Origin of the sequence: Bacillus mycoides (assembly GCF_001757995.1) — a bacterium.
Lineage (GTDB): Bacteria > Bacillota > Bacilli > Bacillales > Bacillaceae_G > Bacillus_A > Bacillus_A mycoides_B.
In genome coordinates this window covers 1-7,489 of record NZ_LXLV01000022.1, presented here as the reverse complement: position 1 = coordinate 7,489, position 7,489 = coordinate 1, and the positions used below count along the sequence as shown (strand labels likewise).

The window sequence follows — 7,489 nt, the reverse complement described above, 5'->3', positions numbered from 1 at the left end:
TATTTTTACAGTTGATAATGCATACTGGGCAATCTATGAGTTAGAAGATGGAACTGATGAAATTGTTATATTAATCATCAGTGCAGCTTTATTTAACTCATTAAGAAATTCTGGTGTTCATCAATGTGTACCCCAAAATCTCATTTAGTAAATTGATTAGGCCTCAACTGGAATACCCTTTGAAAAAAATGCCCTCTCGTAGTTTTCTACAAAGGGTTAAATTGTTATGTAAAAAGTTTTTTAATTATTAGTGGTTTTTAGTTATTCCCTCTTGTTTTTGGGTGTAAGTACAATGGCTGGGGTGAAGCGAAGCGAGAGGCTAGCCCCTTCCAGTGACGTAAATACATAGAGCAAGAGTTTATTTATGAACAGTTGATCCAGGCGGTTCGGGAGGTATAATTGCTAGTCCAAGTCGTGCTACCTAAATCCTCGTTTTTGGTATGTTCGGCTTGGCAACATGCCTATACCTGCCGAAAAAAGTTCTGCAAGGACGAAATGAAATGGGGAGAGTGGAGATTTTCCAAAGCATAGCGACGAAAAATACGACCTGTTCCTTGTGGAATCTTTTAGCCAACAAGTTGTCGGGATGCTTTATATCAATAAAAATTTTGTAACTAGCAAAATGAAAGTTACTATTTTTGAAGAGACTTTGAAAGTAAACTTTTGAATATTAGTTTACTTTCAGTTTCATCAATAAGAAAAACCACAGCAATCGCTGTGGTTTTGACCAAAACTATATTGTAAATGCTCATAGCATTGTATGTTGGATTTCAATTGTAAGTTCCAATGTAAACTAATTGATATTAGTTTACATTCAAAAACCCGTAAATATTGAATTCAAAACGAATCCTCTGATATCCTCAAAACACACAACAAAAGTATACATTCAAAACATGATGAATAAAGATATTAGAACACCCGTGATCAAAAAAGAAAAAGCTGGATTCATGCTAGCTTTTTTACATAATTTCCGTTATCTGAAGTTTACTTAGGATACGCTACAGTCTCTTCCTTAAGAATGTTTCCATGATATCTCTCTTAAAACTTTCGTAATTGAACTGAAAAGCGACATTATGTGTTTTATAACCCGGATTTGTCACAAAACGAAAATCTGCAATACTTTGACCGAATCCTTCTCCTTGATCGGGGATTACTTTGATGGGTACTTTTGAAAGGAGAACTGCATCTGGGTTCAACAAATACCAGATTGTTACAAAATCATGCATAGGACTTCCCCCTATACCAGGGTTCGATTTAGAGTAGAAATTATAGTAGTAGTCTAACATGGGCTTGATGATAAGCCCTGCAAGGTCCTGTGTATTACGGTGAAACGCGTCGATTTGTTGGACCATTTCGGGTGTAACAATTGCGTGTTGGGTGACGTTTAACGGAATAATTGTCAAATTCTTTGCATGCTGCAGAATTAAGTTTGCTGCATAAGGATCTGCATAAAAGTTAGCTTCAGCCACAGCAGTCACGTTTCCAGGATAAAAAAAAGCTCCTCCCATACAAATGTATTCATTCACGTTCCGCATTGTTTCTAAATTTAGGACAAATGCCGTCGCCAACGATGAGAGCCTTCCCAAATTGATAATTATGAGATCATCTAAATTAGAATCTATAATCCGATAAATATCATTGATAGGGTAGATCGGATAAGAAATCTCAGGCGGGATGATAGGTCCTAATCCCACTTTCCCATGCACTTCAGGAAAATACTGGACCAATATGCCCGTTAAAGGTACAGAAGCACCCAGAAATACAGGTATCTCTTCTTTTCCCCCAATATACTTTAAATAGTTAATATTTCTTATAACATTCTCTCTTGATACATTTCCATAATCAGCTACAATCCCTACAAGTTGGATATCTTTACGAAAAAAGGTATACAGAACAGCAAAGGCATCATCAATTCCTAAATCTGTAAACAGAAGAACTTTTTTTGGCATATATCCTCCCCCAAAAGCAATAGAATCGTAATTTCATTGAGCCTGTATTATATATATTTCATGTGTTCCTGAATAGTACGTTCTGGTTATCAGTCACTGCATACATCCTATATGTTTTTACACCTAAAAAATATTTATTTGTATATCCTCTACATGTGAACTTAACATAACACCACTTATCGGTAGCAAATAAAAAAACTCACTCCCTGTTATATAGAAGTGAGCCTTTTTGTTTATTTATTAAATAAACGATTCCAAAAAGAATTTTTTTGTTTTGTAATTGCAAGCTGTTGAATACTTCGTATATTTTCCATCAACATTTTATCTCTTTCATTTGCTCGGTTTTCTTGTCGAGTAAGTTGATGTTCCATACGTTCTAGAATTTCTCTATCACTTTTTCGTTCCTTCTCCATCTCTTCAATTTTTTCTAATAGGTGTCTATTAAGTTTGTCTTGCTCTTTTATATAATCTATTAAACTTTGTATAGATTCATTTGTCACAGGAGTTAGAGAACGGCTAGAAGAGTGGGTTTCGCTTTTAAATTCTTGTTGTATTTCTTGGAGAGCGTCCCCCGTTCTTGATGAAGAGCGGTTTCCTTCACGCTTAGATATAATAACTTTTGCAGCTTGTTCTAAGTTGAATTTTTGCTCTTGTACTAAACTTTTAAACAGTATAAGTGTATCTTGATCATAGTGAGTATAATAGCGAGTACCATCATCATTTTTCTCCCAGTAATATCCGTTCTTTTCTAGCGCGGCAGCCCACTTTCTTAAAGTACTTACCCCGATATTTAATCGTTCACTCATTTCTTTGTTTAACAAGACATATTCATATTCTTTCAAGCTATCACCTCACTCTTTAGAATATCATAAATTTTCTTGTGGGCGCTCGTTCACCCGCTCTTCAATGATTATTCGAGAATTTAAGAGAATTCCCTTTGATTTTAAAATTGGCCGGAGTAGAACACAGTAAATCAACTATCTTTTTTATACAAGATTTTATACAAATTTTTGTACTAATACAGGATATTCGTAAACCTGAAAAAACTTAGTATCTCCACAATGTATAAAATCATGCATAACACGATACAAAAATTAAACGAACAAACCTAATTGTATAAATGATTTGTTCATTTATTTGCTACCGATAATGGGACGTTATGTTAACTAATAATGAATATGGTATGCTTTTTTCAATTCGGGCTTACAGTTCAAGATCAATTTAAATCCTTTTGAATATAATAAATCAGGAAAGAAACATCTACTTTATTGTATGAAGGGGAATGATAAAATGGGCTACTATGACAATAGTAGTAAAGGTAACTACAAATATTGTAAATCAAAAAAGGATGAAAAATTTGATTGTTGTTGTTGTGATACAGATAGTTTAAGAGATTTGTTATTATTTTTCAGGAGAAATAATACTCCTATTTTTATATTGAGTGAAACTTTCCCATTTATTGAGAATCCTACTCCTACTCCAGTATTTATTAATTCTATAGTAGGCAACTTAGTCTATATTTCCAGGGGGTCAAATAGTGGACAAGTTATTGCTCTTATACCTCTATATAAAATAGATTATGTTCTAGTATCAAGCACTTCTCCTATTCCTGGTTTAGTAAATCTTATAAATGAAATTATTGCTGAACCAACATTAGAAAAAGATGATTGCTGCTATATAAAAGGAGTAGGTGATACTATAAACAGTGTATCAAACATTAGCTCACTTTTCCCTTTGACAAACGCTATATTATCAGAATCTTTTCCTTTTGTTTTATTTATCCTACTCATTATCCTTTTAGCGGATAATGCTACAGCAGTTGCTAATGATGATCTTTATATATTATATTCCGAAACCCAAAACTCAAGTTTATATTTAATAACACCAGTTTGTAATATTGACTCTTTAATTGCTGTAGAAAATTTAGGTGATGCAAACGGAACAGCAACTTCATCTACAACGCTAAATAGTTTTCTATCTTATTTAAATAAAGATATGAAAGAAAAATTCAAAAATATAGATACGGACAAGCTTTTTAAAGAAATTAGTGAAATACCTTTCACTGAAGCATTGAAAAAATTAAATTCAGCACTATCATAAAGATATTAAAGCTTCCAATTTGATTTCAGACAATATTTTCACCACTAAATGTTGCTATTACTTAAAAATGAAATGTAATAGAATACGTTAGCAATTATCAAAATAGGCTGTCGACAAAGTCGACAGCCTAAGCTGATACTAAAGCAGCCATTATTGATATGTGCCTAAAATTTTATTTTCCTATGATTTAATTATGGAAGTTCTAATACAGGTAATTTGGTGATTTATTTTTGGTTTTTCTTTTGGTCTCCCATTGCTTTTTGTTTGGAGTGCTGGCTCGTCGTGTGGGGGCGAGACCCCACGGTTTAAAACGTAGCGTTATAGCGGATAAGAGTAAGTCTAGGACGAATGATCTGGCGGTTCGGCTCGTATAATTACTAGTCCAAGCCGAGAACCATTGCATTGCTTTTTGTCTTTCGGCTTGGCGAGAAAAGCAAACGAGCCGAAAAAAGTTTCGCAAGGACAACATCAAAAAGAAAAGGCGGTAGCCTTTAGGTGAGGATTAACGAACCGACTTTTTAATTTTGAGGGTGGAGATTTTTGAGTGTTCTTCTCAAAAATACAACCCGTTCCTTGCGGAACTTTTAGCCTTTATATATAGAGTGAGAAGAGAGAGAGTTTTAAAAGTGGTATAAAAGGTTGATATAACTAGGTTTATGACGTTTTTCGTGTGTATCGAAAACAATACACATTCGTATCGAAAACAATACACACGAAAATGAGTAAAAAAATAAGATTGACTAATTGTCAATCTTAAAATAATTTATCTGGTAGCTCTTTCAATATTTTCATTTTCATAGCTTTATAAAAGATTGCTTTAAGTGCTTCATTTACATTATCCTTATCTCCTGCATAAATAATGTGCGGATTTACAAATAATGAATAAGCTTTTGCATTATTTCCTTCAATTCCACTTTCAGCTTTCGCTAATATCCCTTTTTTAACCAAAGAATTTACTGAAAGACTTGTATTCGCTCGTGTTAATCCAATTTTTTTTGCAAGTCCTGAAATATTCAATGGAACTGGATTTTTTGATTTCACATCATCAACAATACAGTTAGAATTAAAAGCAATCGAAGAAACAATATCAATTAAAAATGCTTTTTCTTTAGCCGTAAAGTATTCCCTTTCCCTTAAAAATTCATAATTACTTTGCAAAATTTGAGCAAACCTCACTTTCGACTGAGGACTTTTTTTAGTACCTATGTAAAGTTCTTTACCAGTAGCTTTAGCCATAGTTTCCATAGCTTTTTCTAATTCAACTTCTGAAACATCATTATATAACTCTCGAATTTTTTCACTTTCAATTTCTAGATCTCTTTTTCTAGCATTTCTTTCAGCTTGTCCAAAATCTACAACTTTTGTCATAAAATAATTCTCTCCCTTAGTGGAAGGAATCAACTAACCTATGCTACAATGTGTATAGAATAATATATTAGGTTGATTCCAACCTGAGTATAAAAAACCGCCTGTCCGCCAAGACATTGGGCGGTTTTTTCGTCTTTCTCTATAATAACATGGAATCCCTTACTAAGGATTCCCATCTGTTGCAAAAACACAACATTCAATCCTCTTTTTCATCGTCATATAACACCATGTTACAAACTGCTAGATTTAGATTTCGCCTCTCAAACGCTTCAGCATACTGTTTTAACGCTTCTTTCTTGGCTTCCCTATACTTTGGGTCGTCCTTTCCTTCCCCAATCGCTACGACGAGTTCTCGTTGCTCATATGTCTTTTCGTCTTTATGTATTTTGTCATAGTAGTCTTTAATCTTACGGTTATTCCATTTTATTTCTAGTTATATTTGTCCACCGCTTCTTGAAAGACATCCTTGTATACACTTCGGATGTCCTTTTGAAAAAAAATAGATATTCTCGTCTAATCTGGATGGATCAATGCCAAGATTCCCATGAATGTTTTCCCTATTATTATTACTCAATGAACTTTGATGAAATTGAGTAAATAAGATAGAGAACAACATAAAGTGCCACCACTTCCCCTAGATTAATTGATACCATAAGTCTAGCAAAGCGACGAAAAGGAGTCAATTAGAGTAACCTTATACGTATTTTGACACTTTGTTTCAAAATAGATAGGGCTCTGCGAGGCTATTCGGCTTTGCCGAGCCATGAAACATCATGGCAAAAACAAAACTATCCGACTAACGTCGGACTCGTTTTAATGGAATTTGGCCAATCTCATTCTTCGATCAGCAACACTCCATTAAAACGAAAAAATTAAAACCTTTGTCTCCGACGGGTTAAGGGAAACTCTTCCCTTAACAATCCCCCTTAATAAAACCAATCGAACTCCCCAACCCCTCAAATCCTTGAGGGACTCCCTCGCCGGTAGGCAGGTCAAAAGGTGAACTTTTGACAAACCAAGAGGGTCTTGGTGTAGTGAGTCTATCAACTCCTTAATGCTCCCTTCGGTCCGCTTACCGTTGACAGACACTAGAAAGGAGTTTCTCGCCTTTTAATAGATTTCAGCTTGTTTTATTATTATATTCAGAAAAACAAAAATGCCTTAAAACGCAAAATAGATCGTTCTAAGGCACAAGTATATTCCGATTTTGAAAAGGCTCAGTTCTCTACACTATTAATTTCCTATAAGCACAAACAGATTGTCCAATATATTCATAGAATATATTGTCAAAATGTTCTTTATGAGGGACATTTGACAAAGCTCAGATTTTGCATGTTAGACATTTTAGTAGTAAAGAGAAGAGGAGGTGCAGATAAAATGCCTTGTACTATAAAAGGTTTAACTCAACCAGTTTGTTTAACTCTTATTTACAATTTAAGTTCTGGCTTACTTGTAAATTCTTCCATCGGTTGTGGAGACTGTAAACTAGAAACTAGTTTAGATCCTATTAATAAAAATCTAACGATTAAAGTACCTATAACTATTGGAGGTGAAGTTACATTTACTGATAATTTACAATCAGGTTGCGTTACAACACTTGTGAAATTAACTGAACAATCAAAGAAACGGAAAAAATGATTACAATACACTTTATAGCAGGAACTACACGTATCTCGACTGAATCCTAAGTTAGTAATTTATGTAGATACGAGCCGTAACCAAATTTATTAATCTAGAATATTATGTAAACGCGACTTTGAATCTATAAAAAAATTGTGAAGAAGGTGAATATAAAATGGCAACGTTTGAAATTGGGGCAAGATGTCTTTTCAATTTTCGAAACGAACGCTTTTTCCTATTAGTTGAAGATGAAATTGAAGTTCCAGATAAAGGTGTAGAGCTTGATCCACTTAATATCTATGAAATTGACCAGCAAACTTTCGAATTCATCAGAGATGAAGGAGATACAAACGTATGTGAACCAGTTATTACACTTCCAACTGTACCACCTGGATTTCACTTAGAACGAAAATGTATTTTTACAGTTGATAATGCATACTGGGCAATCTATG

6 protein-coding genes and 2 pseudogenes are annotated in these 7,489 nt (G+C 33.9%); 4 read left to right on the top strand and 4 right to left on the bottom strand.

Features of this window, described 5'->3' with window-relative positions; genetic code table 11:
- A pseudogene (locus BWGOE10_RS33300) lies at positions 1-148 on the top strand (spore coat protein); the annotation flags it as partial.
- Between the two features lie 850 nt (positions 149-998).
- On the opposite strand, the gene BWGOE10_RS08245 reads toward BWGOE10_RS33300, so the two are convergent.
- Together BWGOE10_RS08245 and BWGOE10_RS08240 are read right to left on the bottom strand one after the other, a co-directional pair.
- Positions 999-1,949 (bottom strand): nucleoside hydrolase, encoded by a 951-nt coding sequence (locus tag BWGOE10_RS08245; protein ID WP_016097069.1) that lies wholly within the window; start codon positions 1,947-1,949, stop codon positions 999-1,001.
- A 233-nt stretch (positions 1,950-2,182) separates the two neighbouring features.
- The gene (locus tag BWGOE10_RS08240) at positions 2,183-2,791 is read right to left on the bottom strand and encodes a MerR family transcriptional regulator (RefSeq protein ID WP_070141966.1); all 609 of its coding nucleotides are present in this window, start codon (positions 2,789-2,791) and stop codon (positions 2,183-2,185) included.
- A gap of 448 nt (positions 2,792-3,239) precedes the next feature.
- Here BWGOE10_RS08240 and BWGOE10_RS08235 point away from each other — a divergent pair, with 448 nt between their 5' ends.
- On the top strand, positions 3,240-4,049 hold the full coding sequence (locus BWGOE10_RS08235; RefSeq protein ID WP_070141965.1) for a hypothetical protein: 810 nt from the start codon (positions 3,240-3,242) through the stop codon (positions 4,047-4,049).
- A 753-nt stretch (positions 4,050-4,802) separates the two neighbouring features.
- Here the strand turns inward: BWGOE10_RS08235 and BWGOE10_RS08230 are convergent.
- The gene (locus BWGOE10_RS08230) at positions 4,803-5,417 is read right to left on the bottom strand and encodes a hypothetical protein (protein ID WP_070141963.1); all 615 of its coding nucleotides are present in this window, start codon (positions 5,415-5,417) and stop codon (positions 4,803-4,805) included.
- Positions 5,418-5,625: 208 nt separating this feature from the next.
- A pseudogene (locus BWGOE10_RS29665) lies at positions 5,626-6,033 on the bottom strand (mobilization protein); the annotation flags it as partial.
- 761 nt (positions 6,034-6,794) lie between these two features.
- On the opposite strand from BWGOE10_RS29665, the gene BWGOE10_RS08225 reads away from it, so the two are divergent.
- Positions 6,795-7,055 carry a hypothetical protein gene (locus tag BWGOE10_RS08225; protein ID WP_070141968.1) on the top strand — a complete coding sequence of 87 codons (261 nt, stop codon included), beginning with the start codon at positions 6,795-6,797 and terminating at the stop codon, positions 7,053-7,055.
- Between the two features lie 157 nt (positions 7,056-7,212).
- Positions 7,213-7,489: spore coat protein (locus tag BWGOE10_RS08220; protein WP_070168297.1), on the top strand; the 277-nt coding region annotated here is incomplete at its 3' end.